The sequence below is a fragment of the Neorhizobium sp. 2083 genome (assembly GCF_031455615.1).
GTDB lineage: Bacteria > Pseudomonadota > Alphaproteobacteria > Rhizobiales > Rhizobiaceae > Neorhizobium.
The window spans coordinates 1,398,853-1,424,390 of sequence record NZ_JAVDTC010000001.1 but is presented as its reverse complement, the minus strand read 5'-3'; the positions used below and the strand labels follow the sequence as shown (position 1 = coordinate 1,424,390).

Here is a 25,538-nt window from a genome sequence, read left to right as displayed (position 1 = left end):
GAAAGGCGAAAAGCCGCAACGATAAAAATGACTTTGGGAACATAAATATGCTGGGACCGTCAGGCCATCAGGATACGTTTGCCCGCGACAATCTTCCGCCCTTCGAACAGTGGCCGGAGATCAAGCTAGAAGGCTTCCAATATCCGGATTGGATGAATGCGGGCGTCGAACTCACCGACCGTATGGTCGAGCGCGGCTTCGGCGACAATACCGCCCTCATCGGCAACGGCCGCCGCCGCACCTACAAGGAATTGTCCGACTGGACGAACCGCATCGCTCGCGCCTTGACCGAGGATTACGGCCTGAAGCCCGGCAACCGGGTGCTCATCCGCTCCGCCAACAATCCGGCCATGGTCGCCTGCTGGCTGGCGGCAACCAAGGCCGGCGCCGTCGTCGTCAATACCATGCCGATGCTGCGCTCCGGTGAGCTCGCCAAGATCATCGACAAGGCGGAAATCTCGCTCGCGCTCTGCGATACGCGGTTGATGGACGAACTGGTCGCCTGCGCCAAGGAAAGCCGGTTCCTGAAACAGGTGATCGGCTTCGACGGCACCGCCAACCATGACGCCGAACTCGATCGGGCGGCGCTCAACAAGCCGGTGCGTTTCGAGGCGGTGAAGACCGGCCGCGACGACGTGGCCCTGCTCGGCTTCACCTCCGGCTCCACGGGCGTGCCGAAGGCGACCATGCATTTCCACCGCGATATCCTGATCATCGCCGATGCCTATGCGAAGGAAGTGCTGGCCGTCACGCCGGACGACGTGTTCGTCGGCTCCCCGCCGCTCGCCTTCACCTTCGGCCTCGGCGGCCTCGCGGTCTTCCCATTGCGTTTCGGCGCGGCCGCGACCCTTCTGGAGCAGGCGACGCCGCCGAAGATGATCGAGATCATCGAGACCTACAAGGCGACGATCAGCTTCACCGCGCCGACCGCCTATCGCGCCATGCTGGCCGCCATGGATGCCGGCGCCGACCTTTCGTCGCTGCGCATTGCCGTTTCGGCCGGCGAGACCCTGCCGGGCCCCGTTTTCGACGAATGGGTGAGGAAGACCGGCAAGCCGATCCTCGACGGTATCGGCGCGACCGAGATGCTGCATATCTTCATTTCGAACCGGCTCGGCGATTCCAAACCCGCCTCCACGGGCAAGCCGCTCACCGGCTACGAGGCAATCGTCGTCGACGACGACATGAACGAGGTGCCGCGCGGCACGATCGGCAAGCTGGCGGTCAAGGGGCCGATCGGCTGCCGATACCTCGCCGACGACCGCCAGAAGGACTATGTCAGGGACGGCTGGAACCTGACGGGCGACAGTTTTATCGAGGACGAGGACGGTTATTTCCACTTCGCCGCCCGCTCCGACGACATGATCGTCTCGGCCGGCTACAACATCGCCGGCCCCGAAGTCGAAGCAGCGCTTCTGAAGCATGATGCCGTGCTGGAATGCGCCGTGATCGGTGCGTCGGACGAGGCGCGGGGCACGATCGTCGAGGCGCATGTGGTTCTGGCGAAAGGCTTCGAGGCAAGCGAATTGCTCGTCAAGATCCTGCAGGATCACGTCAAGGCGGTGATCGCCCCTTACAAATATCCGCGCTCGGTCGTCTTCACCGATGCGCTGCCGAAGACCGAGTCCGGCAAGATCCAGCGCTTCCGCCTGAAGCAGAAGCCCCCGGCGTAACCATAGTGAATAACTGTTGAATTCCACCGTATATCCAGAGTGGAAGTTTCCACGCAAATGTGGAAGACAAAGAAGACCCGGCGGATGTTCAAGTCCGTCGAAGGCATCGGGAACGACACAAAAACAAACGGGAGTTCGTCACATGAAGAAAATGCTTGCTGCAGCCACGCTGGCGCTGAGCATGAGCACCGCCGGCATGGCTTTCGCCGAGCCTTTGAAGATCGGCATGATCACCACGCTTTCGGGCGGCGGCGCCGGCCTCGGCATCGATACGCGCGACGGTTTCATGCTGGCGATCAAGAATGCCGGCAACAAGGACATCACCGTCGTGACCGAGGACGATGCGCAGAAGCCGGAACTGGCCGTGCAGATCGCCGACAAGATGATCCAGAGCGACAAGGTCGATATCCTGACCGGCATCGTCTGGTCGAACCTTTTGATGGCCGTCGCCCCGAGCGCCGTGGCCCAGGGCAAGTTCTACGTCTCGACCAATGCGGCGCCTGCAGCGCTTGCCGGCGCAAACTGCAACAAGCTCTATTTCAACGCCGCCTACCAGAACGACAACCTTCATGAAGCCATGGGCGAATATGCCAACAAGGGCTACAAGAAGATGTTCATCCTCGCCCCGAACTATCCGGCCGGCAAGGATTCGCTGACGGGCTTCAAGCGCTATTACAAGGGCCAGCTCGCCGCCGAAGTCTACACCCAGGTCGGTCAGACCGACTATGCTGCCGAAATCGCCCAGATGCGCGCATCCGGCGCCGACGGCATCTTCGTCTTCCTGCCCGGCGGCATGGGCATCGCCTTCATGAAGCAGTTCGCCCAGTCGGGCGTAAAAATCCCGGTCATGGGGCCGGGCTTCTCCTTCAGCCAGGACGTCCTGCCGGCGATCGGCGATGCGGCGATCGGCGCCAAGGCCTCCGGCCAGTGGGCTCCGGATTTCGACAATGCCGCGAGCAAGAAGTTCCTGGCGGACTTCCAGAAGGAATATAACCGCCTGCCGTCCATCTATGCCGTCCAGGCCTATGACGCAGCCCAGCTCATCGTTGCCGCGGCCTCCAAGGCTAGCGTCAAGAACGCCGATGCCTTTGGTGCCGAGCTGAAGAAGGCCGACATCCAGTCGCCGCGCGGAAAATTCAAGTTCAACACCAACCAGCATCCGATCCAGGACATCTACCTGACGGAAGTGGTGAAGAACAACGGCGTCATCACCAACAAGACGGTGGAGAAGATTTTCTCCGACCACGGTGATGCCTACGCCAAAGACTGCAAGATCTAAGGTCGTCTCGTGACTTTGGCACTTGCTCTCGAGCAGTTGCTCAATGGCCTGCAGCTCGGCGTCATGTTGTTTCTCATGGCAGCCGGGCTGACGCTGATCTTCGGCGTCATGGGCCTGATCAACCTCGCTCACGGCTCGCTCTACATGGTCGGCGCATTCGCCTGCGCCACCGTGGCGGCCTGGACCGGCTCGTTCTGGGTCGGCCTGATCGCCAGTCTCGCCACGGCGGCGGCGGCCGGGGCGATCGTCGAGCTCGTGGTCATCCGCAGGCTCTACGACCGCGATCACCTCGACCAGGTGCTGGCCACCTTCGCGCTGATCCTGATGTTTTCCGAAGGCACGCGCTGGCTGTTCGGCTCCTTCCCGCTCTATCTCGACATTCCCCCGCTTCTGCAGGGCGCCATCGCGCTGCCGGGCGGCACGGAATATCCGGTCTACCGGCTCGCAATCATCGCCGCCGGCGCGGTCGTCGCCTTCGGGCTTTATCTGCTGATCTCCCGCACCCGCCTCGGCATGCGCATCCGCGCCGGCGAAAGCGACCGCGAAATGATCGGTGCCCTCGGCGTCGATATCCGCACGCTCTATACCGTCGTCTTCGCGCTTGGCGCGGCCCTTGCCGGTCTCGCCGGCGCCATGGTCGGGGCGTTGCAGTCGGTGCAGGTCGGCATGGGCGAGCCGGTGCTGATCCTCGCCTTCGTGGTCATCGTCATCGGCGGCATCGGCTCGATCAAGGGCGCGCTTCTCGGCGCATTGCTGGTCGGGGTCACCGATACGATGGGGCGTTTCCTTTTGCCAAAAATCCTGGCGCTGTTCGTCGCCCCGGCACAGGCCGGCATGATCGGCGGCGCGGCGGCCTCGATGCTGATCTATATCGTCATGGCGGTCATTCTTGCGGTCAAGCCGCGTGGCCTCTTCCCCGCGGCGCATGCGTGAGGCCCAAGGTTTGACGATGATCCTGACCCGCGAAACCCTCATCAACCTTGTTCTGGCGGCGCTGCTGCTCGCCGTCCCCTTCATGGCGGACGCGCTCGGCCAGCCGTTCTACATCACGCTCGCGACCCGCATCGCCATTCTTGCGCTGGCGGCGACCGGCCTCAATCTGGCGCTCGGCCTCGGCGGTCTCGTCTCCTTCGGCCACGCGGCCTTCTTCGGCATCGGCGGCTACGTTGCCGGCATCCTCGCCGCCCACGCCTTTTCCGGCGACCCGCTGCTGTTCGGCCTTTCCGGCACGAAACAGATGTGGGTGATCTGGATCGTCGCGGTCATCCTCTCCGGCCTTGTCGGTCTGGCGATCGGCGCGATCAGCCTTCGCACCTCGGGCGTCTATTTCATCATGATCACGCTCGCCTTCGCGCAGATGGTCTATTATTTCGCGATCTCCTGGCCCGCCTATGGCGGCGAGGACGGGTTGTCGATCCTCGTCCGCAACCAGTTCCCGGGCGTCAACACGATGCGGCCGCTGACCTTCTTCCTGATCTGCTACGTCGTCCTGCTGGCGGCGCTCGGTCTCTTCGCGCTGATCCGCGCCTCGCGTTTCGGCACGGCGCTGCAGGCCGCAAGGCAGAACGAGGTGCGCGTCGCGACCGTCGGCATCCAGCCCTATCGCATCCGGCTGACCGGCTTTGCGATCTCGGCCGCGGTCACCGGCCTTGCCGGCGCTCTGTTTGCCGATCTCAACCGCTTCGTCAGCCCGTCCATGCTGTCCTGGCACATGTCCGGCGAACTGATCGTGCTGATCATCCTCGGCGGCACCGGCCGCCTGTTCGGACCGCTCGCGGGCGCAGCGCTCTACGTGATCTTCGAATATGCGCTCGGCGGCCTTACAGAACGCTGGCAGTTCTTCCTTGGCCTCATCCTCCTCGTCGTGGTGCTGTTTGCGCGCGGCGGTCTCCTGGGGCTTCTTGCCGGAAAGGCCAAACATGGTTGAGCCGGTTCTCCAGATCTCCAATCTCGTCAAGAATTTTGGCGCGCTGCGGGCAACGGATGGCGTCACCCTCGACCTGCGCCCCGGCGAAATCCACGCGCTGATCGGTCCGAACGGCGCCGGCAAATCGACGCTGATCCATCAGATCTGCGGCACGCTGCGGCAGGATAGCGGCACGGTGCGTTTTGCCGGCCAGGATATCGGCGCGCTCGGCGTGGCCGATCGTGCAAGGCTCGGTCTCGGTCGCACTTTCCAAGTCTCGTCGATCGCACCTGATTTTTCCGGTCTGCGCAACGTCATGCTGGCGGTGCAGGCGAAGCAGGGCTCCAGCTTTCGTTTCTTCAAGCCGGTGATGCGTGACAAAACGCTGATCGACACCGCCATGGCCATGCTCGAACGTGTCGGCCTCACGGCCCGCGCCCGCGTCCCCGCCGCCGAGCTTTCCCATGGTGAACGCCGACAGCTGGAAATCGCCATGGCGCTCGCCCTCGGCTCAAAGGCCTTCCTGCTCGACGAGCCGATGGCGGGCATGGGGCCGGAAGGCTCGAAATCTCTGACCCGCTTCCTCGATACGCTGCGGCAGGAAGCGCCGATCCTGCTGGTCGAGCACGACATGGACGCCGTCTTCGCACTCGCCGACCGCATCTCGGTCCTCGTCTACGGCCGCGTCATCGCCACGGGAACCGTGGAGGAGATCCGCCGCGACCCGACCGTGCGCACCGCCTATCTCGGAGACCACGCCTGATGCTGCTCGACGTCACCAGGATCGAAGCCTTCTACGGTGCAAGCCAGGCGCTTTTCGGCGTCGACCTTGCAGTCGCGGAAGGCGAAGCCGTCGCCCTGATGGGCCGCAACGGCATGGGCAAGACGACCACCATCCGCGCCATCTGCAACCTCAATCCGCCCCGGTCAGGCGCGGTGAAGATCGGCGGCACCGATACCAAGGGCAGGCGGCCGCATCATGTCGCCAGGCTCGGCATCGGCCTCGTGCCGGAAGGCCGCCGTTGTTTCCCGAACCTCACGGTCCATGAAAATCTGGTCGCCGCCGCACGGCCCGGCCAATGGACGCTGGAACGCGTCAACGAACTTTTCCCGCGACTGGCGGAACGGCATGCGCAGATGGCGCGATCGCTCTCCGGCGGCGAGCAGCAGATGCTGGCGATCGGCCGCGCTCTGATGACCAATCCGCGCCTGCTCATTCTCGACGAAGCGACCGAAGGCCTTGCTCCGGTGATCCGCCAGGACATCTGGAAGGCGATCCGGCGGCTGAAGGCCGAAGGTTTGTCGATCCTCGTGGTGGATAAGACACTTTCGGAGCTTTTGCCGGTTGCGGACCGGTGTGTCATCCTTGAAAACGGAAGAAGCGCCTGGAGCGGCAGGTCCGCGGACCTGACGACGGAATTGCAGGATCGATATCTCGGGGTATAGGCATGGAAGCGGAAGCGGCGAGCGCCGACCTGGAACTGATCGCCCATGGCCCGCATGGGAAAAACAAGCCCGAGACGCGGCTGTGGCTGCGTATGCTCTCCACCACCAAGCTGATCACCACCGAAATCCGCCGTCGCCTGCGCACCGAATTCAGCGCGACGCTTCCCCAGTTCGATTTGATGGCGCAGCTCTATCGCGAGGCGGATGGACTGAGGCTCGGCGAGCTTTCGAAGCGCACCATGGTCACCAACGGCAATGTCACGGGTCTGGTGGAGCGGCTGGAGGCGGACGGGTTCGTGCAGCGTGTGACGCCGGATGGCGATCGCCGCGTCACCGTCGCCAAGCTGACGCCCGCCGGTACCGAGCTTTTTGTCGCCATGGCCGCCGCCCACGAGGGCTGGCTGCGCGACATCATGGCGGATGTCGACCCGGCGATGATCGCTTCCCTGTGGTCGGAGATCGGCGCCGTGAAGGCTTCCGCCAGCAACCATCTTTCCGGCAGCGCCTTCGAATAGTAAGGCTCCTCTCAGGGCACAACAGTTCGGGGTGAAGAGATGGCAGACCTGCAGGCGATCGTCGAGGAGATCCACGAAAAGCTGACGCCGCGGCTCGGCGAAGGCAAGGTGGCCGACTATATCCCGCAGCTCGCCCATGTCGACCCGAAGAAGTTCGGCATGACCATCGTCACCGTCGATGGCGAAGTGCACAAGGTCGGCGATTGCGACGAACCCTTCTCGATCCAAAGCGTCTCGAAAGTCTTCACCCTGACGCTGGCGCTCGGCAAACATGGCGAGACCACCTGGAACCGCGTCGGCCGCGAACCTTCGGGCTCCGCCTTCAATTCGATCGTCCAGCTGGAACACGAGGAAGGCAAGCCGCGCAACCCCTTCATCAATGCCGGCGCCATCGCCGTCAGCGATCTGGTGCTGGCCGGACATACGCCGCGCGAGGCGATCGGCGAGATCGTCCGTTTCGTCCGTTACCTTGCCGATGACGATACGATCGCCATCGATCCGGAAGTGGCCAAGTCCGAGCAGGCCACCGGTTTCCGCAATTTCGCGCTCGCCAATTTCATGCGGTCGTTCAACAAGCTCGACCATCCGGTCGAACACGTGCTCGGTGTCTATTTTCATCATTGCGCGCTGGCCATGACCTGCACCCAGCTTGCCAAGTCGGCCCTCTTCCTTGCCGCGTCGGGCCGCAATCCGCTGACCGGGCACACCGTTGTGTCGAAGCAGCGGGCGCGGCGCATCAACGCGCTGATGCTCACCTGCGGCCATTATGACGGCTCGGGCGATTTCGCCTACCGCGTCGGCCTTCCCGGCAAAAGCGGCGTCGGTGGCGGCATCATGGCGGTTGCTCCGGGCAAGGCCTCCGTTGCCGTCTGGTCGCCAGGCCTCAATCACAACGGCAATTCGCTCATCGGTTCGCTGGCGCTCGAAATGCTGGCCACCAGAACCGGCTGGTCGGTATTCGGGCAATAAAAAAACCCGGCCGGAGCCGGGCTTTTGAGTTTGGTGGCAGCGTTGTGATCAATCCTCGCTGGCTGCCATTTGCGAGAGCACGTTGCCGCGTCCGCGGAAGCGCAGGATCAGCGGCAGGACGAGGGCGACTGCCGCGAGTACCAGCAGCACCGCGGCGATCGGCGATTGGAAGAGCGTCGTGATATCGCCCTGGCTGATCGCCAGTGCGCGACGCAGGTGCTGTTCCGCCAGCGGCCCTAGGATCAGGCCGACGATGACCGGCGCGATGGGATAATCCATCACGCGCATGACATAGGCGACGAGACCGAAAACCAGCAGCATGCCGAGTTCGAAGACCGACGGATTGGCGCCGATCGTGCCGAGCGTCGCAAACACCAGGATGCCCGCATAGAGCCACGGCTTCGGAATTGTCAGCAGCTTCACCCACAGGCCGACGAGCGGCAGGTTGAGCACCAGCAGCATCAGGTTGGCGATGAGCAGCGATGCGATCAGACCCCAGACGAGCTGCGGGTTGGTCGCAAACAGCAGCGGGCCGGGCTGCAGGCCGTATTGCTGGAAGCCGGCAAGCATGATCGCCGCGGTCGCCGAGGTGGGCAGGCCGAGCGTGAGAAGTGGTACCAGCGTGCCGGCGGCCGATGCGTTGTTGGCCGCTTCCGGACCGGCGACGCCTTCGATCGCGCCATTGCCGAACTCTTCCGGATGCTTGGAGAGCTTCTTTTCGGTCGCATAGGACAGGAAAGTACCGATTTCAGCACCACCGGCCGGCATCGCGCCAATGGGGAAGCCGATCACGGTGCCGCGCAGCCAGGCCTTCCAGGAGCGCGCCCAGTCGTTGGCCGTCATCCAGACAGAACCCTTGATGGCTTCTATCTTGTCCGGTGCCTGCGCGCCCTGAGCCGCGATGAACAGGGTTTCCCCGATCGCGAACATGGCGACCGCCATCGTCGTGACTTCGATACCGTCGAGCAGATCCGGAACCCCGAAGGAAAGGCGGTTCTGGCCCGTCAGCTGGTCGATGCCGACGAGCGACAGCGACAGACCGATGAACAGCGAGGTGAGGCCGCGAAGCGCGGAATTGCCGAAGGCTGACGACACGGTGATGAAGGCCAGCACCATCAGCGCGAAGTTTTCGCGCGGGCCGAACGACAGAGCAATCTTGACGACCAGCGGCGCGACGAAAGCGAGCGCCAGCGTCGCGATCAAGCCGGCAACGAACGAACCGATCGCCGCCGTTGCGAGCGCCGGGCCACCGCGACCTGCACGGGCCATCTTGTTGCCCTCGAGGGCCGTCACGATCGAGGCGCTTTCGCCCGGCGTGTTCAGAAGGATCGAGGTCGTCGAGCCGCCATACATGCCGCCGTAATAGATGCCGGCAAACATGATCAGCGAACCGGTCGCGTCGAGCTGGTAGGTGACGGGCAGGAGAAGGGCGACGGTGGTGGCCGGGCCGATGCCCGGCAGAACGCCGACCAAGGTGCCGAGCGTCACGCCGATCAGCGCATAGAGCAGGTTCATCGGCATCATCGCCGAGGCCAGACCCTGCAGAAGGAAATCGAAAGTGCTCATGATCTTACTCTTAAGGGCCCGATCAATGGATCAGTCGTTCCAGTGGACCTGCTGGCAATGAAAGCTGCAGCATGACGGCGAAGAGCCAGTAGATGGCGAAACAGATGACGATGCCGACCGGAATGCTGATCCAGATCCTGCGCGCTCCGAAGCCGGCAGCGGCAAGACCGAAGAGACAGCCCGTCGCGATCGAGAAGCCGGCGATGCGGATGAGGGCCATCTGCGCGACCAGGCCGGCAACGACCCACACGACCGGCTTGAATTCCTGCTTTTCGCGCTCCGGAAAGTCGTGGCGGAAGGCAGCAAACACGGTCCAGATTGCGAGACCGATCAGGGCGAATGCGATCCAGTCCGGAACGGTGGCCGGGCCGACCTGGGAATAACCGCCCATTTCGCGCAACCGGGAGACGTCGAAGAAGATGACGCCCGCCATGATGACGAGAACGGCGGCGATAACAAGCGCCGCCCAGTCGGGGCGGCGCTGCTCGGTGGTCGTTTTGTTGTTGTCGAGGCTCATTTGACCAGACCGATGTCCTTCAGGATGCTTTCAGTCGCAGCGATGTCCTTGGCGAGCTGCGCTTCGAATGCCGGACCGGAGAGATAGGTGTCGATCCAGCCCTTGGTCTTCAGGTTGTCCTGCCAGGTCTTGGACTTTGCGAGCTTCTCGATGTCCGCGGCGATAGCCTTCTTCTGGTCGTCGGAGAGGCCCGGAGCAGCGGCGACCATGCGCCAGTTCTGGATCACGACATCGAGGCCGGACTCCTTCAGCGTCGGGGCGTTGATGCCTTCGATCTTCTTGTCCGAGGAGATGGCGAGGAGGCGCAGCGTGCCTGCCTTGATCTGGCCTTCGAATTCGCCATAGGACGAGATGCCGGCCGTTACCTGGCCGCCGAGGATGGCGGCGAGCGCTTCACCGCCGCCGGAAAACGCGATGTAGTTGACCTTCGTCGGGTCGACGCCGGCAGCCTTTGCGATCAGGCCGGCCGTGATGTGGTCCGTGCCGCCGGCCGAGCCGCCGCCCCAGGAGACCGAACCCGGATTTGCCTTCAGCTTGGCAGTCAGGTCTGCAACCGACTTGATGTCGGAAGAGGCCGGAACGACGACCACTTCATATTCGCCGGTCAGGCGCGCGATCGGGGTGACGTCCTTGAGGGTCACCGGCGACTTGTTGGTCAGGATGGCGCCGACCATGACGTAGCCGCCGACCATCAGCTGGTTCGGATTGCCCTTCTGCTGGCTGGCGAACTGGGCGATGCCGATCGTGCCGCCGGCGCCCGGAACGTTCATCACCTGCACCTTGCTGGAGATCTTCTCCGTCTGCAGGGCCGTCTGCATGGTGCGGGCCGTCTGGTCCCAGCCGCCGCCCGGCGCTGCCGGAGCCATGATGGAATAATCGGCCGCAGCGGCCGGAAGTGCGATTGCGCCCGCGAGAAGGGAAGCAAGGAAGAAGTGTTTCAAGGGTCGATCCTCCGTTGGCGTCTTGATCCGACGCGAAATGTTTGTTCTGACGAAACCAGGGAGAAGCGAAGGCCAGGCGAAGAGCGCCGGTCCGATGTCCTCCCATCGTGAATCGGGTCCCCGCCTCCACGGGGGCCGAATGCCCTAAGCCAGCACATGAAGCTGACATGTACCTGACATTTTTCCCAGTCGGACGATTTGGCAAGGGGTTTCGCGCCGCGGCTGCGGAATTTTATGGCTATTGCAGCCGGAGGACCTCGTTCCAGCGGGAAATCAGCCGGGCGCGCTTCACCTGGTCGAGGTAGACCATCAGCCCGAGGCTGACCGGCACGGGTTTCAGCTGCCCGCCGAGCATCTCCCGGAGCGTGGTGGCGGTATTGTTGCCGGCGACCTCCGGGCTGACGGCGGGGATCTGCAACTCGCGGGCCATGATCGTCTGGCCTTCCTTCGACATGAAGAATTCGAGATAGCGCTTGCCGAGATCCGGAGCGGCGGCGGCCTGCGGCACCAGGCCGATGCGCGACATGACAACCGTGTAGTCCTTCGGCAGCACGATACCGACATCGGGATGGCGCGAGGCCCAGTCGGCGGCATAGGAGCCGAGAATATTGTAGCCGAGCAGGAACCGCCCGTCGGCGACGCGCTCCAGGATTGCCTGGCTGGTCGAGTAAAGTTTCACGCCTGCGGCCCCCATGGCCCGGATCACCGACCAGATGTCGCCGAACTGCTCCTGGTCGCGCGCCATGAACAGGAAACCGACGCCGGATCGCTCGATGTCGTAGGTGCCGATCCGGCCGTAGACCGTATCGCCCCGCTTCTGCAGGAATTCGACCAGTTCGGCCCGGGTCGATGGCGGGGCGGCGTCCTTGAAACTCGGCTTGTGGTAGACGAACACGGCCGGTTCGAAGGTCAGCGCATAGGCGGTATTGCGCCAGTTGGCCCAGCCGGGCCACTGCCCGCTCATCGGCAGGTCGCTGCGCTGGGCATAGCCGTCATTGGCAAGTTTTACCTGCAGGTCCATGGCGGAGGAAAAGGCGAAGTCGGCGGTCTTGCTGCCGGCATCCGTTTCCCTGACGATCCGGTCGTAGATCTCGCCCGTCAGCATGTCCTCGTAGCGAACGGCGATATCCGGATTGGCCGTCTGGAAGCCGGCGATCATCGGCTTGGCAAGCGGTTCGTCCAGCGAGGAATAGACCGTCAGCATCGGCGCGTCGTCCCGCCCGGAAAGCGCCCGGAACAGGGTCGTGTCCGCCATGCCGAGGCCGGGCGAAAGGGCAAGGCAGAGGAATGGGAAAAGCAGCCTTTTCATCGCGCCACAATGCCCCACCGCGATGGCTGCGGCAAGCCGACCGGAACAGGCGTCACCTTCTCGCCACAGCGCCCGGAATGCAGATTTTACCGGCTTGTTTTCCGATGCGGTGTCATTACCTGTGGGCGGTCTTTTCACGCCGGAAGACCCGGCTTCCTGCCATCACGCAAAGGTTTCGCCATGTCGCTCACCCTCTACGATATCACGGTCCCGGTTTTCATCCGCGCTTTCGGCAATCTCACGGAAATCCTGAAGAAAGGCGAAGCCTTCGCCGACGAGAAGGGCATCGCCCACAAGGAACTGCTGGAAACCCGGCTGGTCCATGACATGTATCCGCTGACTTCCCAGATCCAGCGTGCCAGCGATACGGCGAAATTCGTGCCGGTCCGCGTTGGCCAGATCGAAAACATCCCGATGGCCGACGAAGAAGTCACCTTCGCCGACCTGCATGCCCGTATCGAAAAGACCGGGGCGTTCCTGCAGGGTGTCGATCCGGCCAGCATGGCCGACCGCGAAGACGCCGAAGTGATCATCAAGACACGCGGCGGCGAGACGAAATTCACCGGCCGCAACTACGTCCTCGGCTTCGCGCTGCCGAATTTCTACTTCCACGTCACCACGGCCTACGCGATCCTGCGTCACAAGGGCGTTCCGATCGGCAAGATGGACTACATCGGCCGTTCGCAATAACCGTCGAAGTAACCACGGCGTCACCACATCCGTGACATCCCCGCTCCCGCGTTTATAATCGTCTGCGGAAGCGGGGAGATTTCGTGCGTATTCTTCTGGTCGAGGACAATCAGGCGCTGGCCGAGGGGCTGTCGACGATCCTGCGCGGCAGCGGTTATGCGGTGGATGCGGTCGCCGATGGTGCCTCCGCCGAGGCGGTCGCCGCCGCCGAAACCTACGACCTCGTCATTCTTGACCTGAACCTGCCCGAAATGGACGGGCTCGACGTGCTGCGCGCGATGCGGGCGCGGGCAAACAAGGCAGCCGTGATGATCCTGACCGCCCGCGGCACGCCGGAGGAGCGGGTGAAGGGGCTCGATCTCGGCGCCGACGACTACATGATCAAGCCCTTCGACATTTCCGAATTCGAAGCGCGCATCCGCGTGCTGCTGCGCCGGCAGGCGGGCCTCAGAAGCTCGATCGTCAACTATGGCGGCATCACCTTCGACCTGAATTCGCGCAGCTTTTCCAGCCAGGGCGTGCCCCTCGATCTGCCCGCCCGCGAGGTCGCGCTGCTGGAACTGCTGTTCCTGCGCGCCGGCAAGGTCGTCTCCAAGGATGCGATCATGGCGTCGCTGACCGGCTTCGACGACGACCTGTCGGCCAATGCGATCGAGCAATATGTGAGCCGCCTGCGCCGGCGCCTTGCCCCGCATGGCCTGACCGTCAAGACCGCCCGCGGCATCGGTTATTACCTCGAAACCACGGCGCCGGGCGCATGACGGCGATCCAGCATGGTGCCCAGCCTGTTACGCCGCCGGCAGCCTATTCGCTCCGCCGCCGGCTGCTCGCCTGGCTTCTCGTCTCGACGGCGGTGATCGGCACGATCGCCATGATCGATACCTGGGGCGAGGCCGTCGATACGGCCAACGAGGTGTCCGATCGCGTCCTTGCCGGCTCGGCGCTCGCCATCGCCGAACGGGTGATCGTCGCCGAAGACGGTTCGCTTGAAGTGGACATCCCCTATGTCGCCCTGGAAATGCTGACGTCTGCGGCCCAGGACCGCGTCTTTTACCGCGTCGACGGGCCGCCTGGAAAATTCATCACCGGCTACCAGACGCTGCCGTCGATCCCCCGCCGCGAGGGCCAGGCCGCCGCCTTCGAGAACGCCATCTTTCGCGGCGAGCCGATCCGGGTCGCCGCGCTCGCCCGCTCCGCCTCCACCGGCATCAATTCCGTGCCGTTCACCGTCACGGTCGCCGAAACCACCATCGCCCGCCAGCAGCTGACCCGGACCATCCTGATCCGCTCGGCGCTGCGCCTGCTGTTCATGATCGTCGGCGCCGCGATCATCGTCTGGGTGGCGGTCACGCTGTCGCTCCGGCCGCTCTACCGGTTCAGCGAGGCGATCGCCGAACGTAGCCCGGACGATCTTCACCCGATCGGCGAGCGGGTGCCGAACGAGGTGCAGGGCCTCGTCGATACGGTCAATTCCTTCATGGTCCGGCTGGAAGGCGCGCTGGAGGCACTCCGGCATTTCACCGGCAATGCCAGCCATCAGTTGCGCACGCCGCTGACCATCATCCGCACCCAGCTGGCGCTCGCCGACCGCGCCACGGAACTCGCCGAGGTGAAGGAGGCCGCCCGCAAGGCGGACGAGGCGGTGGCGGATGCCGAGCGCATTCTCGCCCAGCTCCTGCTGATGGCGAAGATCGACGCCGCCACCCGCTCCGCCTCGATGCAGCGCGTCGACCTGACGGCGCTGGCACGCGGCGCGACGGCCGACAACGTCCCGCTTGCCGCCGATGCCGGGATCGATCTCGGTTTTGAAGGGGAGGGGGAGATCATGGTTTCCGCCGAACCGCTGCTGATCGGCGAACTGATGAAGAACCTGATCGGCAACGCGTTGCTTTATGCCGGCCATGGTGCGGAAGTCACGGTACGCGTCAGGGCGGAAGGTGAAGCTGCGGTGCTGGAGGTCGAGGACGACGGCCCCGGCATCCCCCCGGAAAAACGGGCCTCCGTTCTCAGGCGTTTCGATCGCGGCGACCGTTCCGACAAGCTCGGTACCGGCCTCGGCCTGCCGATCGTCGAAGAGATCGCCCGCCTGCATGGAGCGGAGATGACCCTCGGGGATGGGCGCGATGGCAGGGGGCTAAAGGTCGAAATAAGGTTTCCGATAGCCGGCTAAATTTGTGCGGGAACGTGGAACGATTACCCCTCATCCCCCTGCCGGGACCTTCTCCCCGTTTTGACGGGGAGAAGGGATTCGTGGCACTGTCGGCGCTCCATCTTCCTTCTCCCCGCATGCGGGGAGAAGGTCCCGGCAGGGGGATGAGGGGCGATCTCCGGTGCAGATCCTTACTCCTGATGAACCTTCACACCGCCGATCCAGGTGCTCTTCATGCCGAGTTCGGCGGTCAGCAGCACGAAATCCGCATCGAACCCGGGTTTCAGCGCGCCCTTGCGGTCGGCGAGGTAAGCCGCTTCCGCCGGATAGGCGGATGCCATGCGCAACGCCTCCTCGATTGGCAGGCCGAGTGCCGCGTGAGCGAAGCGGACCGACGAGATCATGTCGATATCGGCGCCGGCGAGCGTGCCGTCGGCCAGTGTCAGCCGCCCGTCCCGGCGCAGGATCTCACGGCCGTTCAGCGTAAAGCTCTTCATGTCGGTGCCGATGGTCGACATCGCGTCGGTGACGATGAAGATCCTGCCCGGCCCGTTTTTCGCCCGCAGCGCCACGCCCATCGCGGCCGGATGGACATGGATGCCGTCCGCGATGATCCCGACATGGAGCGAACCGATATCGAGCGCCGCGCCGACGACGCCCGGCTCGCGATGGCCGAGCGGGCTCATCGCGTTGAAGAGATGGGTGACCGTGCGAACGCCCGCCTCCGCATAGGTCTTTGCAACCTCGTAGGTCGTGTCGGTATGGCCAAGGCTCACCATGAAGCCGGCCTGTGCCAGCCGTGCCGCCTGTTCCGCGGTGACGTTTTCCGGCGCGATGGTGATCATCATCGCATCGAAGACGTCCCTGCAGGAGAGCATCAGTTCGATGTCCTTCTCCTCCATCGGCCGGATCAGATTGGGATCGTGCGCCCCCTTGCGTGCCACCGAAAGATGCGGGCCTTCGAGATGCAGGCCGAGGAAACCCGGCACGCCCTCCGTCTTCGCCTGCTTGCCGGCCTCGACGGTCCGGGACGTGATCTCGTAGGTATCGGTGATCAGCGTCGGCAAAAGGGCTGTGGTGCCGAACTTGGCATGCGCGGCGCAGATCTGCCTGAGACCCGCGACCGTCTGCTCCTCGTTCAGCAGCACGCCGCCGCCGCCATTCACCTGCAGGTCGATGAAACCCGGCACGATCAGCCCGCCTTCGGCATCGATCCGATCGATGCCTTCCGGCAGTTCGGCCATGGGCCGGATCGCCTCGATCCTGCTGCCCTTGAAAACGAGCGCGGCGTCCTCATGCCAGGAGGTGCCGTCGAAGATGCGGGCGCCTGTAATGGCCTTGGTCATGCTCATAGCGTCTCGGTCACCTTCTTCAGTGCGACAGGCGCATCCGGATTAAAACCCTTGGCGCGGGACCAGGCTTCGACGAAACCGTAGAAGGGCAGGATCAGGGTGAGCGCATCCGTCAGCGGATGGCCGGTCGCGACGAAGGGCAGCCTGCGGCTATCCTTGACCTTGTCGGATGTCGCGAAAACGAGCGCGCCCTTGGCCGACAGACTGTCGGCGATCTCGACGGCGGAAGCTTCGGCCGCGTCGCGGGCCGCGAAAGTAACGACCGGGAAGCGCTTTTCCACCAGTGCCACCGGCCCATGCAGCACTTCCGCCGCCGAATAGGCTTCAGCATGCATGTTGGAGGTTTCCTTGAACTTCAGCGCCGCCTCGCTGGCGATCGCCAGCGCCGGGCCGCGGCCGAGCATGTAGAGCGATTCCGCCTCGCCCAAGGGGCTGGAAAGTTCGTTGGCAAGCTCGCTCCAGTCGAGCTTGACCGCCTTGTCGAAATGGCCCGGCAGAGCGCGGATGGCGGCTTTGAGTGCCTCGTCGCCAACCCATTCCGACAGCAGCGCAAGACCCGCGACGATCGAGTTCACGAACGACTTGGTGGCAGCGACGGCGAGTTCCGGCCCGGCATTGATGTTGACCGCGTAAGCGGAAGCGCTGGCAATCGGCGAGGGCAGCGTATTGGTAAGCGCCACGGTGACCGCGCCGGCCTTTGTCGCGGCTTCGGCCATGGCGACGATATCCGGGCTCTTGCCGGATTGCGAAATAGCGATGGCCGCACCGCCGTCGAGCTTCAGGCTGGCGCCGTAGATCGAAGCGAGTGACGGTCCGAGCGAGGCGACAGGGCGGCCGGCGGTCAGTTCGACTGCGTATTTGATGAAGGTCGCCGCATGGTCGGAGGAACCGCGCGCGATGGTGATCAGGAAAGCCGGGTCCTTTTCGCGCAGCGCACGGCCGGCCGCGGCAAGCTCGCTCGCCGAGCCGTCGAGCAGTCGGGCCGTCGCTTCGGGGATCTCGTCGATCTCCTTGCGCATATTCGTCATATTGGTCAGCATAACATCGTCCTCGAAGGTCAGTTTTCGCCGAGCGAGAGCTCGGCCACGAAATCATAGGCATCGCCGCGATAGAGCGAGCGGGTGAGCTCCACCACCCGGCCGGATGCCAGATAGGACACCCGCTCGATCGAAAGGCCGGCGGAACCGACCGGCACGGCCAGCAGCCCGGCATCCGGGTTCTTCATATTGCAGGCCGATATCCGCTGTATGGCGCGCACCGGCCTTGCATCCATTTTCCCAAGCTCCGCATAGAGCGAGTTGGTCACCGCCGAAGGATCGGGCAGAAAATCGGCGGAAATGCTGGCCCGTTCGATCGCAAGCGGCATGTCGTTGCCGAGGCGCAGGCGGCCAAGCCGCGCGACCTTCTCGCCGGGCGCAAGACCGAGCATCATCATCTCTTCCGGCGAAGGGTGGAACAGCCCGCGCTCCAGCCATTCGGATCGAGTCACCAGGCCGCGCCGCGCCATGTCCTCGGTAAACGAGGTGAGCCGGGTCAGCGGCTGCTCGACGCGCGACATCGGCTTGACCACGAACGTGCCGGAACCGTGCCTGCGGGTCAGGAGCCCATCCTTGACGAGATCGTCGACCGCCTTGCGCACCGTGACGCGGCTGACATTGGCATAGTCGGCGAGATCGCGTTCGGCGGGCAGGGCATCGCCATGGCCGAGCTTGCCGGTGCGGATCGCGTCTTCCAGGCTCTGGCGCAGTTTCCGGTAAAGCGGCCCGGTGCCGGCCGATTGCAGGCCGTCGAGCGGCAGGATGGCGGCGAGCGTCTGGTTCATGCGCGAAGCTCCGCCCGCGCCCCATAGGTCTTGACGGCAAGTGCCACCGCCCCCGTCAACGCGTCGGCAAGCGGTTTGGAAAGCCGGATACGATGCCGTTCGGCCAGGTATTCGGGATAAAGAGGGGCAAGCCCGCCGAGCAGGCATAGCCGGCCCCGGCCCCGGGTGATCCCGTCCACGGCATCAAGCGCCTCGTCGATGCCGGCCGCGCCGGTCTTGAGGATCCGGATCGCTGCCTCGTCGCCCTGCCGCGCGAATTCGAACACCTTTGGGGTATGCCGTCCGAAATCGCCGGGTTTCGCCAGTCGGGCGAAATCGACCACCTTTTCCGGATTGCCGTCGAACTCGGCGAGAATGGCTTTGGACAGGCCGGTCATCGGATGGATGTTGTCATAGGCAAGCAGGCTTTCCTGCAGCGCGAGCTGGCCGAGCCGCGCGCCGCTGCCGAGATCGCTGACCTGGAAACCCCAGCCGGCAACCGAATGCAGCCTGCCCTGATGCCGGGCGATATAAACCGTGCCGGTGCCGACGATGCCGATCGCCCCGTCCTCGTCGCCGATCGCGCCCTGCAGCGCGATGACGCCGTCGGACACGATATCCGATTGTCTGAAAGGCAGCCGTGCCTGCACGTAACTCACCGCATCGCCGACATTGTTGCCGGCAAGGCCGAGAACGGCAGACGTGGTGGAGAGGTCGGGCTCCAGTCCCGCTTCCGCAAAGGCGAGGCGGGACGCCTCGGCAATATGCTTCAGGGCTGTATCGGGGTCGGTCAGGATATTGGAGGCGCCGCTCTTGCCGCGGCCAAGGATGGTGCCATTTCCGTCAGCCAACGCCGCACGGCAACTTGTTCCACCACCATCGATTCCGATAAAATAGGCCGCCATGGATACCTCCGCCCATATAATACCAAAAAAGTACCAATAACCAAGCGTGATTTCAAAAAACTCAGGTTGCGGCTTTCAGTGAATTGAAAATGCTGCATTATTTTCATATGTTTCCGCCAAAATTACCGATCCGTTCATAAAAGTTAATTTTCCTTCTGGACAATTGGTATTTTTTTGGCATCATTTTGGTAGAGGGAGACGTCGGATGAGCAGAACTGCCACCGAAGCGAGACATGGGAAAGCGGAGGGGCTTGATACGCTCGCATCCGCCGAGATTCTTGCGCTTCTCGCATCCGGTCAGCAGGCGGCGGCAGAGGTCGTCGATCCCGCCATCCCGGCGATAGCCAGGGCGGCCGAGCTCGTCGCTGAGGCTTTGAAGTCAGGCGGCAAGGTGATCTATGCCGGTGCCGGCAGTGCCGGCCTTGTCGCGATGGCCGATGCGATGGAACTTCCCGGCACCTACGGCATCCCGCCCGAGCAGATCGCCATTCTTTTTGCCGGCGGCCTTCCGGGCATAGCCGACCTGCCGGGCGGCCCCGAGGACGACGCGTCGCTCGGCGAACGCGACGCCGATGTCGTCGACGCGGCGGATTGCGTCATCTGCGTTTCCGCGAGCGGTTCGACGCCCTATACGGTGGCGGTTGCCGAGACCGCAAAACGCCGCGGCGCAAGGCTGGTGGCGATGGCCAACAATGCCGGCGCAAGGCTGTTCGAAGGCGCCGATGCGGCGATCCTGCTCGAAACGCCGCCGGAAGTCGTCGCCGGCTCCACCCGCATGGGGGCCGCGACCGCCCAGAAGATCGCCTTCAACATGCTGTCGACGCTGACTGCCGTGAAACTCGGCCACGTCCATGACGGCCATATGGTCAATCTGCGCGCCGACAACGGCAAGCTGCGCATCCGCGCCGCCCGCATGGTCGCGGATATTGCCGGAATCGGGTTCGATGAAGCCAGGGCCTGGATCGAGACCGCCGAAGGTTCGGTGAAGATCGCCGTCCTGCTCGCAGCCGGAGCGACGGATGTCGAGGCGGCCAAGGCTCTGCTTTCCCGTTCGCAAGATGTGCTGCGCGTAGCGCTTGCCGAATTGCAGGCGTCCAAGAGTTCCATGAAGCGCGCCTGAAAGGCGCATATAAAAGGGAGAACATCATGACACGCATATTGAAAAGCATTCTTTTTGCCACGACCGTACTCGCACCGGCGGGCTTCGTCGCTACCGGAGCGTCGGCACAGACCGCGACGCTCACCATCGAGAGCTGGCGCAATGATGACCTGCCGATCTGGCAGCAGAAGATCATTCCCGCCTTCGAGGCCAAGAACCCCGGCATCAAGGTGACCTTCGCGCCGATGGCGCCGACGGAATACAATTCCGCCGTCAACGCCAAGCTCGAAGCCGGCACCGCGGGCGACCTCATCACCTGCCGTCCGTTCGATCTGTCGCTCGCCATGTTCCAGAAGGGCCAGCTCGCCCCGCTGAACGACCTGCCGGGCATTTCCAACTTCTCCGACGTCGGCAAGTCCGCCTGGACCACCGACGACGGCAAGACCACGTTCTGCGTTCCGATGGCTTCCGTCATCCACGGCTTCATCTACAACAAGAAGGCCTTCGCGGATGCGGGCGTCCAGATCCCGAAGACCGAGGACGAGTTCTTCGCGGTCCTCGAAAAGTTCAAGAAGGACGGCAAGTACATCCCGCTCGCCATGGGCACCAAGGACCAGTGGGAAGCGGCGACCATGGGCTATTACAATATCGGCCCGAACTACTGGAAGGGCGAGGACGGCCGCAAGGCGCTGATCGCGGGCAAGGAAAAGCTGACCGACGCCGACTGGGTAGACCCCTACAAGACGCTCGCCAAGTGGAAGCCCTATCTCGGCGACGGTTTCGAAGCCCAGACCTATCCGGACAGCCAGAACCTGTTCACGCTCGGCCGTGCCGCCATCTATCCGGCCGGTTCCTGGGAAATCGCCCCGTTCAAGGCGCAGGCCGATTTCGAAATGGGCGCCTTCCCGCCGCCGGTGAAGAAGGCAGGCGATACCTGCTACATTTCCGACCATAACGACATCGGCATCGGCCTCAACGCCAAGGGCAAGAACCTCGAAGCCGCCAAGAAATTCCTCTCCTGGGTCGCTTCGCCGGAATTCGCCGATCTCTATGCCAACGCCGCGCCGGGCTTCTTCAGCCTGAACTCGACGCCGGTGAAGATGCAGGATGCGCTCGCCCAGGAATTCGTCTCCTGGCGTCAGAACTGCAAGCAGACGATCCGCCCGAGCGCGGCCATCGTCGGCCGCGGCCAGCCGAACCTCGACCTCGAAATGTGGCGCGTCTCGGCCAACGTCATCAACGGCACGCAAACCCCGGAACAGGCCGCCGCCGAGACCCAGAAGGGCCTCGACAGCTGGTACAAGCCGGCGAAGTAAAGCCGTTCTAGACGGCCCCTCACCCTACCCCTCTCCCCGCTTGCGGGGAGAGGGGACTTGCCCCACCATGCCTTTGAGGGCACGGAAACCGTGCGGCATATCCCTTCTCCCCGTGATAACGGGGAGAAGGTGCCGGCAGGCGGATGAGGGGCATCGCCACCAAGTCAGTTTAAAATCCAAACCCGGACCCGACATCCATGAGCGATACCGAAATAACCGATATCGAAACGGTTCCGGTGAAACGCCCGATCCGCTGGCATATCGCCGTTTTCCTGGCGCCGGCCTTCCTCGTCTATACGGCGGTGATGATCCTGCCGCTGATCGAGACGCTCAGGCTGTCGCTGTTCAACATGGTCGAGGGCCAGCTCGCCTTCGTCGGTTTCAACAATTTCAAGACGCTGTTCGGCGACCCGCGCCTTTCCGCCGATTTCTGGAATGCGCTCAGCAACAACGTCGTTTTCTTCATCATCCATATGCTGGTGCAGAACCCGGTCGGCATTGCGATCGCTGCGATGCTGTCGCTGCCGGGCCTGCGGTTCGCCGCCTTCTACCGCTCGGCGATCTTCGTGCCGACGCTGCTCTCCTTCGTCATCGTCGGCTTCATCTGGAAGCTCATCCTTTCGCCGATCTGGGGCATCGCACCGAGCCTGATGGATCTGGTCGGCCTGAAATGGGCGTTCGCGCCTTGGCTCGGCAAGGCCGAAACCGCGCTGATCGCCGTGTCGCTGATCTCCGTCTGGCAATATGTCGGCATCCCGATGATGCTGATCTATGCGGCGCTCTTGAACATCCCGGACGAAGTGCTGGAAGCGGCCGAATGCGACGGCATTACCGGCTGGAGCCAGTTCTGGAAGATCAAGCTGCCGCTCATCCTGCCCTCGATCGGCATCGTCTCGGTGCTGACCTTCGTCGGCAATTTCAACGCCTTCGACCTGATCTACACGGTGCAGGGGGCGCTTGCCGGCCCGAACGGCTCGACCGACATTCTCGGCACGCTGCTTTACCGCACCTTCTTCGGGTTCCAGAACCAGATGGGCGACCGGTCCATGGGCGCCACCATCGCCGCGGTGATGTTCCTGATCATCCTCGCCGGCGTCGCGCTTTATCTTTTCGTCATCCAGCGGCGCATGCGCCGCTACCAGTTCTGAGAGGAGCGAAAGACATGTCGAAAGCCCGCTCCGCCCCCGTCCGTGCCGCCTTCATCCACCTGGCGCTGATCGCCTACACGCTGGTGGCGCTGTTTCCGGTGTTCCTGACGCTGGTCAACTCGTTCAAGAGCCGCAGCGCGATCTTCAGCCAGCCGATGGCCCTGCCAACCCCCTCGACCTTCAGCCTGATCGGGTACCAGACCGTACTGAGCCAGGGCAATTTCGTCGGTTATTTCCAGAACAGCCTGATCGTGACAGTCGCGTCGATCGCGCTTGTCCTGCTGTTCGGCGCCATGGCCGCCTTCGCGCTCTCCGAATACCGTTTCCGCGGCAATACGCTGATGGGCCTTTATCTCGCGCTCGGCATCATGATCCCGATCCGATTGGGCACCGTGGCGATCCTGCAGGGCATGGTGGCGGCTGGCCTCGTCAACACGCTGACGTCGCTGATCCTGGTCTATACGGCCCAGGGCCTGCCGCTGGCGATCTTCATCCTGTCGGAATTCATGCGCACCGTCTCCGACGATCTGAAGAGCGCCGGCCGCATCGACGGGCTGTCGGAATATGCGATCTTCTTCCGCCTCGTCCTGCCGCTGGTGCGTCCCGCCATGGCGACGGTCGCGGTCTTCACCATGATCCCGATCTGGAACGACCTCTGGTTCCCGCTGATCCTTGCGCCGGGCGAGGGGACCAAGACGGTGACCCTGGGCGCCCAGATGTTCATCGGCCAGTTCGTCACCAACTGGAACGCGGTGCTCTCGGCCCTGTCGCTGGCGATCCTGCCGGTCATGGTTCTCTACGTCATCTTCTCGCGGCAACTGATCCGCGGCATCACATCCGGAGCCGTCAAGTGACATCGTCCACCCGCCCCATCCGCGTCCTCGTAGCCGGCCTCGGCAACATGGGCAGGAGCCATGCGCTCGCCTATCACGACAACCCGGGTTTCGAGATCGTCGGCCTCGTCAACCGCTCACTGCGCGACCTGCCGGCCGGGCTCGAAGCCTACCCGCTCTTCACCGATTTCGAGCAGGCGCTGAACGAGACCAAGCCGGATCTCTGCTCGATCAACACCTATTCCGACACCCATGCGGACTATGCGGTGATGGCCTTCGAGGCCGGCTGCGACGTCTTCGTCGAAAAGCCGCTGGCGACCACCGTCGCCGATGCCGAACGCGTCGTCGCGGCCGCGAAGAAGCACGGCCGCAAGCTGGTGGTCGGTTACATCCTCCGCCACCACCCGTCCTGGATGCGGCTGATCGAGGAAGCCCGCAAGATGGGTCCGCCCTACGTTTTCCGCATGAACCTCAACCAGCAGTCCTCCGGCGCCAAATGGGATGTGCACAAGGCGCTGATGCAGACCACCTCGCCGATCGTCGATTGCGGCGTCCACTACATCGACGTCTGGTGCCAGATCACCGATGCCAGGGCCGTCGAGGTGCGCGGCATGGGCCTCAGGATGACGGATGAAGTCGCGCCGGACATGTACAATTACGGCCATATGCAGGTCCTGTTCGAGGACGGCTCGGTCGGCTGGTACGAGGCCGGCTGGGGGCCGATGATGTCGGAAATGGCCTTCTTCGTGAAGGACGTGATGTCGCCCAGGGGCTCGGTCTCGATCCTGGTGGACGCAAAGGCGAAATCCGACGATATCGACACCCATACCAAGACCTCGGTCATCCGTGTCCATTCCGCCGAAACCGGCCCGGACGGCCAGTTCGTCCGGCGCGACGAGGATCTCGCCATGACCGGCGAGCCGGATCACCAGAAGCTCTGCGATCTCGAACAGGCCTATGTGCTGAAGGCGATCCGCGAGAATATCGATCTCACCCGGCACATGGACGACGCCGTCCAGTCGCTGCGCATCTGCCTCGCGGCGGACGAAAGCGTGCGCACCGGCGCGCCCGTCCGCCTCTGACAGCCCGGTTTGTAAGGAAAACGCCCTTGGGTTCGCTTCAACTGAAATCCATCCGCAAGGCCTTTGGCAGCAACGAGGTGCTGAAAGGCATCGACCTGGAGGTCAAGGACGGCGAGTTCGTGATCTTCGTCGGCCCGTCCGGCTGCGGCAAGTCCACGCTGCTGCGGGTCATCGCCGGCCTCGAGGACGCAACGTCCGGCTCGATCCGCATCGACGGCCAGGAAATGGCGACGACCCCGCCCGCCAAGCGCGGCATCGCCATGGTCTTCCAGTCCTATGCGCTTTATCCGCACCTGACGGTCAAGGACAATATGGGCCTCGGCCTCAAGCAGGCGGGGACCGAAAAGGCGGAGATCGATACCCGCGTCGCCAAGGCTTCAACCATGCTGTCGCTCGATCCCTATCTTGCCCGCCGCCCGGCCGAGCTTTCCGGCGGCCAGCGCCAGCGCGTCGCGATCGGTCGCGCCATCGTGCGCGAGCCGAAACTCTTCCTGTTCGACGAACCGCTGTCGAACCTCGACGCGGCCCTGCGCGTCCAGACCCGCCTGGAGATCGCCGGCCTGCACCGGCGGCTGAAGGCGACGATGATCTACGTCACCCACGACCAGGTCGAGGCGATGACGCTGGCCGACAAGATCGTCGTGCTGAATGCCGGCGCGATCGAGCAGATCGGCTCGCCGATGGAACTTTATAACAAGCCCGCCAATGTCTTCGTCGCCGGTTTCATCGGCTCGCCGCAGATGAATTTCATCCCGGCGGAAAAACTTAGCCAGTCAGGCGCAAAGACGATCGGCGTCCGCCCCGAACATATTGCCCTGTCGCGCGAAAGCGGCGACTGGAAGGGCAAGGTGATCCATGTCGAACATCTCGGCGCCGACACGATCGTCTATCTGGAAACCGAGGCGACCGGCCTTCTGACCGTCCGCCTGTTCGGCGAACACGCCTATGCGCCCGACGACGTGGTGTTCGCGACGCCGGACAGGGCGAGCCTGCATCGCTTCGACGCCAACGACCGCGCCATCGTCTGAGGGCTTTTTCATTC

25 protein-coding genes are annotated in these 25,538 nt (G+C 63.7%); 17 read left to right on the top strand and 8 right to left on the bottom strand.

Annotated elements, in window-relative coordinates; translation table 11 throughout:
* Positions 1–47: 47 nt before the first annotated feature.
* The 8 genes from J2X76_RS07355 to J2X76_RS07320 all read left to right on the top strand — a co-directional run bounded on the left by J2X76_RS07355 (position 48) and on the right by J2X76_RS07320 (position 7,788).
* On the top strand, positions 48–1,673 hold the full coding sequence (locus J2X76_RS07355) for an AMP-binding protein (protein WP_310214416.1): 1,626 nt from the start codon (positions 48–50) through the stop codon (positions 1,671–1,673).
* 142 nt (positions 1,674–1,815) lie between these two features.
* Positions 1,816–2,952, top strand: a complete 1,137-nt coding sequence (locus J2X76_RS07350) for an ABC transporter substrate-binding protein (protein WP_310214414.1) — start codon at positions 1,816–1,818, stop codon at positions 2,950–2,952.
* 9 nt (positions 2,953–2,961) lie between these two features.
* Complete coding sequence (locus J2X76_RS07345) at positions 2,962–3,885, top strand: branched-chain amino acid ABC transporter permease (protein ID WP_310214411.1); 924 nt, start codon at positions 2,962–2,964, stop codon at positions 3,883–3,885.
* A gap of 16 nt (positions 3,886–3,901) precedes the next feature.
* Complete coding sequence (locus J2X76_RS07340) at positions 3,902–4,879, top strand: branched-chain amino acid ABC transporter permease (protein WP_405029986.1); 978 nt, start codon at positions 3,902–3,904, stop codon at positions 4,877–4,879.
* Positions 4,872–5,621: an ABC transporter ATP-binding protein gene (locus J2X76_RS07335; RefSeq protein ID WP_113282815.1), complete on the top strand. Its 750-nt coding sequence runs from the start codon at positions 4,872–4,874 to the stop codon at positions 5,619–5,621. The genes J2X76_RS07340 and J2X76_RS07335 overlap by 8 nt, the downstream gene beginning before the upstream one ends.
* Positions 5,621–6,304 (top strand): ABC transporter ATP-binding protein, encoded by a 684-nt coding sequence (locus J2X76_RS07330; RefSeq protein ID WP_405029985.1) that lies wholly within the window; start codon positions 5,621–5,623, stop codon positions 6,302–6,304. Before J2X76_RS07335 ends, J2X76_RS07330 begins: the two co-directional genes overlap by 1 nt.
* Positions 6,305–6,306: 2 nt before the next feature.
* A complete protein-coding gene (locus tag J2X76_RS07325; protein WP_046633591.1) occupies positions 6,307–6,819 on the top strand; it encodes a MarR family winged helix-turn-helix transcriptional regulator in 513 nt (170 codons plus the stop codon).
* Between the two features lie 39 nt (positions 6,820–6,858).
* Entirely contained in the window at positions 6,859–7,788 is a 930-nt protein-coding gene (locus J2X76_RS07320) for a glutaminase (protein WP_113130137.1), read from the top strand.
* A 48-nt stretch (positions 7,789–7,836) separates the two neighbouring features.
* Here the strand turns inward: J2X76_RS07320 and J2X76_RS07315 are convergent, their stop codons facing one another.
* The 4 genes from J2X76_RS07315 to J2X76_RS07300 form a co-directional block, all read right to left on the bottom strand.
* Entirely contained in the window at positions 7,837–9,354 is a 1,518-nt protein-coding gene (locus tag J2X76_RS07315; protein ID WP_310214407.1) for a tripartite tricarboxylate transporter permease, read from the bottom strand.
* A 22-nt stretch (positions 9,355–9,376) separates the two neighbouring features.
* Positions 9,377–9,871 carry a tripartite tricarboxylate transporter TctB family protein gene (locus J2X76_RS07310; RefSeq protein WP_310214405.1) on the bottom strand — a complete coding sequence of 165 codons (495 nt, stop codon included), beginning with the start codon at positions 9,869–9,871 and terminating at the stop codon, positions 9,377–9,379.
* Positions 9,868–10,812, bottom strand: a complete 945-nt coding sequence (locus tag J2X76_RS07305) for a tripartite tricarboxylate transporter substrate binding protein (protein WP_310214403.1) — start codon at positions 10,810–10,812, stop codon at positions 9,868–9,870. Before J2X76_RS07305 ends, J2X76_RS07310 begins: the two co-directional genes overlap by 4 nt.
* A 238-nt stretch (positions 10,813–11,050) precedes the next feature.
* The gene (locus J2X76_RS07300) at positions 11,051–12,121 is read right to left on the bottom strand and encodes an ABC transporter substrate-binding protein (protein WP_113130133.1); all 1,071 of its coding nucleotides are present in this window, start codon (positions 12,119–12,121) and stop codon (positions 11,051–11,053) included.
* 180 nt (positions 12,122–12,301) lie between these two features.
* Here J2X76_RS07300 and J2X76_RS07295 point away from each other — a divergent pair, with 180 nt between their 5' ends.
* The 3 genes from J2X76_RS07295 (at position 12,302) to J2X76_RS07285 (ending at position 14,981) form a co-directional block, all read left to right on the top strand.
* On the top strand, positions 12,302–12,811 hold the full coding sequence (locus J2X76_RS07295; protein WP_310214400.1) for a DUF1993 domain-containing protein: 510 nt from the start codon (positions 12,302–12,304) through the stop codon (positions 12,809–12,811).
* Positions 12,812–12,894: 83 nt separating this feature from the next.
* A complete protein-coding gene (locus J2X76_RS07290; protein ID WP_310214398.1) occupies positions 12,895–13,572 on the top strand; it encodes a response regulator transcription factor in 678 nt (225 codons plus the stop codon).
* The gene (locus J2X76_RS07285; protein ID WP_310214395.1) at positions 13,569–14,981 is read left to right on the top strand and encodes a sensor histidine kinase; all 1,413 of its coding nucleotides are present in this window, start codon (positions 13,569–13,571) and stop codon (positions 14,979–14,981) included. The genes J2X76_RS07290 and J2X76_RS07285 overlap by 4 nt, the downstream gene beginning before the upstream one ends.
* A 170-nt stretch (positions 14,982–15,151) precedes the next feature.
* On the opposite strand, the gene nagA is transcribed toward J2X76_RS07285, so the two are convergent.
* The 4 genes from nagA to J2X76_RS07265 are packed head-to-tail and all read right to left on the bottom strand — an operon-like array spanning position 15,152 to position 19,018.
* The gene (gene nagA / locus J2X76_RS07280) at positions 15,152–16,312 is read right to left on the bottom strand and encodes an N-acetylglucosamine-6-phosphate deacetylase (protein WP_310214391.1); all 1,161 of its coding nucleotides are present in this window, start codon (positions 16,310–16,312) and stop codon (positions 15,152–15,154) included.
* A complete protein-coding gene (locus tag J2X76_RS07275; protein ID WP_162732381.1) occupies positions 16,309–17,352 on the bottom strand; it encodes an SIS domain-containing protein in 1,044 nt (347 codons plus the stop codon). The genes nagA and J2X76_RS07275 overlap by 4 nt, the downstream gene beginning before the upstream one ends.
* Before the next feature lie 17 nt (positions 17,353–17,369).
* Complete coding sequence (locus J2X76_RS07270; RefSeq protein ID WP_113285407.1) at positions 17,370–18,134, bottom strand: GntR family transcriptional regulator; 765 nt, start codon at positions 18,132–18,134, stop codon at positions 17,370–17,372.
* Positions 18,131–19,018, bottom strand: a complete 888-nt coding sequence (locus J2X76_RS07265; protein ID WP_310214386.1) for an N-acetylglucosamine kinase — start codon at positions 19,016–19,018, stop codon at positions 18,131–18,133. Before J2X76_RS07265 ends, J2X76_RS07270 begins: the two co-directional genes overlap by 4 nt.
* A 205-nt stretch (positions 19,019–19,223) precedes the next feature.
* On the opposite strand from J2X76_RS07265, the gene J2X76_RS07260 reads away from it, so the two are divergent.
* The 6 genes from J2X76_RS07260 (at position 19,224) to J2X76_RS07235 (ending at position 25,524) form a co-directional block, all read left to right on the top strand.
* Positions 19,224–20,138, top strand: coding sequence for an N-acetylmuramic acid 6-phosphate etherase (locus J2X76_RS07260; RefSeq protein WP_310214384.1), 915 nt, complete (start codon positions 19,224–19,226; stop codon positions 20,136–20,138).
* 26 nt (positions 20,139–20,164) lie between these two features.
* The gene (locus tag J2X76_RS07255; RefSeq protein ID WP_310214382.1) at positions 20,165–21,433 is read left to right on the top strand and encodes an ABC transporter substrate-binding protein; all 1,269 of its coding nucleotides are present in this window, start codon (positions 20,165–20,167) and stop codon (positions 21,431–21,433) included.
* Between the two features lie 197 nt (positions 21,434–21,630).
* Positions 21,631–22,581, top strand: coding sequence for a sugar ABC transporter permease (locus J2X76_RS07250; protein ID WP_310214380.1), 951 nt, complete (start codon positions 21,631–21,633; stop codon positions 22,579–22,581).
* A 14-nt stretch (positions 22,582–22,595) separates the two neighbouring features.
* Positions 22,596–23,435, top strand: a complete 840-nt coding sequence (locus tag J2X76_RS07245; protein ID WP_113130123.1) for a carbohydrate ABC transporter permease — start codon at positions 22,596–22,598, stop codon at positions 23,433–23,435.
* Positions 23,432–24,496 carry a Gfo/Idh/MocA family oxidoreductase gene (locus J2X76_RS07240; RefSeq protein ID WP_310214377.1) on the top strand — a complete coding sequence of 355 codons (1,065 nt, stop codon included), beginning with the start codon at positions 23,432–23,434 and terminating at the stop codon, positions 24,494–24,496. The genes J2X76_RS07245 and J2X76_RS07240 overlap by 4 nt, the downstream gene beginning before the upstream one ends.
* Positions 24,497–24,522: 26 nt before the next feature.
* On the top strand, positions 24,523–25,524 hold the full coding sequence (locus J2X76_RS07235; protein WP_310214375.1) for an ABC transporter ATP-binding protein: 1,002 nt from the start codon (positions 24,523–24,525) through the stop codon (positions 25,522–25,524).
* Positions 25,525–25,538 lie beyond the last annotated feature (14 nt).

What these genes read in the sequence shown, in the direction of transcription:
- J2X76_RS07355 (WP_310214416.1), top strand. Translation starts at nt 48, where the DNA reads ATGCTGGGACCGTCAGGCCATCAGGATACGTTTGCCCGCGACAATCTT.
- J2X76_RS07350 (WP_310214414.1), top strand. Translation starts at nt 1,816, where the DNA reads ATGAAGAAAATGCTTGCTGCAGCCACGCTGGCGCTGAGCATGAGCACC.
- J2X76_RS07340 (WP_405029986.1), top strand. Translation starts at nt 3,902, where the DNA reads ATGATCCTGACCCGCGAAACCCTCATCAACCTTGTTCTGGCGGCGCTG.
- J2X76_RS07335 (WP_113282815.1), top strand. Translation starts at nt 4,872, where the DNA reads ATGGTTGAGCCGGTTCTCCAGATCTCCAATCTCGTCAAGAATTTTGGC.
- J2X76_RS07330 (WP_405029985.1), top strand. Translation starts at nt 5,621, where the DNA reads ATGCTGCTCGACGTCACCAGGATCGAAGCCTTCTACGGTGCAAGCCAG.
- J2X76_RS07325 (WP_046633591.1), top strand. Translation starts at nt 6,307, where the DNA reads ATGGAAGCGGAAGCGGCGAGCGCCGACCTGGAACTGATCGCCCATGGC.
- J2X76_RS07320 (WP_113130137.1), top strand. Translation starts at nt 6,859, where the DNA reads ATGGCAGACCTGCAGGCGATCGTCGAGGAGATCCACGAAAAGCTGACG.
- J2X76_RS07315 (WP_310214407.1), bottom strand. Translation starts at nt 9,354, where the DNA reads ATGAGCACTTTCGATTTCCTTCTGCAGGGTCTGGCCTCGGCGATGATG.
- J2X76_RS07310 (WP_310214405.1), bottom strand. Translation starts at nt 9,871, where the DNA reads ATGAGCCTCGACAACAACAAAACGACCACCGAGCAGCGCCGCCCCGAC.
- J2X76_RS07300 (WP_113130133.1), bottom strand. Translation starts at nt 12,121, where the DNA reads ATGAAAAGGCTGCTTTTCCCATTCCTCTGCCTTGCCCTTTCGCCCGGC.
- J2X76_RS07295 (WP_310214400.1), top strand. Translation starts at nt 12,302, where the DNA reads ATGTCGCTCACCCTCTACGATATCACGGTCCCGGTTTTCATCCGCGCT.
- J2X76_RS07285 (WP_310214395.1), top strand. Translation starts at nt 13,569, where the DNA reads ATGACGGCGATCCAGCATGGTGCCCAGCCTGTTACGCCGCCGGCAGCC.
- nagA (WP_310214391.1), bottom strand. Translation starts at nt 16,312, where the DNA reads ATGAGCATGACCAAGGCCATTACAGGCGCCCGCATCTTCGACGGCACC.
- J2X76_RS07275 (WP_162732381.1), bottom strand. Translation starts at nt 17,352, where the DNA reads ATGCTGACCAATATGACGAATATGCGCAAGGAGATCGACGAGATCCCC.
- J2X76_RS07270 (WP_113285407.1), bottom strand. Translation starts at nt 18,134, where the DNA reads ATGAACCAGACGCTCGCCGCCATCCTGCCGCTCGACGGCCTGCAATCG.
- J2X76_RS07265 (WP_310214386.1), bottom strand. Translation starts at nt 19,018, where the DNA reads ATGGCGGCCTATTTTATCGGAATCGATGGTGGTGGAACAAGTTGCCGT.
- J2X76_RS07260 (WP_310214384.1), top strand. Translation starts at nt 19,224, where the DNA reads ATGAGCAGAACTGCCACCGAAGCGAGACATGGGAAAGCGGAGGGGCTT.
- J2X76_RS07255 (WP_310214382.1), top strand. Translation starts at nt 20,165, where the DNA reads ATGACACGCATATTGAAAAGCATTCTTTTTGCCACGACCGTACTCGCA.
- J2X76_RS07250 (WP_310214380.1), top strand. Translation starts at nt 21,631, where the DNA reads ATGAGCGATACCGAAATAACCGATATCGAAACGGTTCCGGTGAAACGC.
- J2X76_RS07245 (WP_113130123.1), top strand. Translation starts at nt 22,596, where the DNA reads ATGTCGAAAGCCCGCTCCGCCCCCGTCCGTGCCGCCTTCATCCACCTG.